The sequence below is a fragment of the Rhodoferax ferrireducens genome (assembly GCF_003347515.1).
Classification (GTDB): Bacteria; Pseudomonadota; Gammaproteobacteria; order Burkholderiales; family Burkholderiaceae_C; genus Rhodoferax.
In genome coordinates this window covers 1-255 of sequence record NZ_QEII01000201.1, presented here as the reverse complement: position 1 = coordinate 255, position 255 = coordinate 1, and the positions used below count along the sequence as shown (strand labels likewise).

Here is a 255-nt window from a genome sequence, read left to right as displayed (position 1 = left end):
GATTGATCGTGCATTCGGACCGCGGTAGCCAGTATGCCAGCGCTGCACACCAGGCGCTGCTGAGCAAGTATGGCCTGATCGGCAGCATGAGCCGCAAGGGCAACTGCTGGGACAACGCGGTAATGGAACGATTCTTCCTGAATTTGAAGATGGAGCGCGTTTGGCAGCAGGATTACGCCAACCATACCGAAGCCAGGAACGACATTGCGGACTACATCGTCAGCTTCTACAACAGCCAGCGGTTGCACTCCACAC

1 protein-coding gene is annotated in these 255 nt (G+C 56.5%); it reads left to right on the top strand.

Annotated features, from left to right (window positions below; translation table 11 throughout):
• A partial coding sequence (locus tag C5P05_RS02710; RefSeq protein WP_157979199.1) for an integrase core domain-containing protein occupies positions 1-255 on the top strand: 255 nt, incomplete at both ends.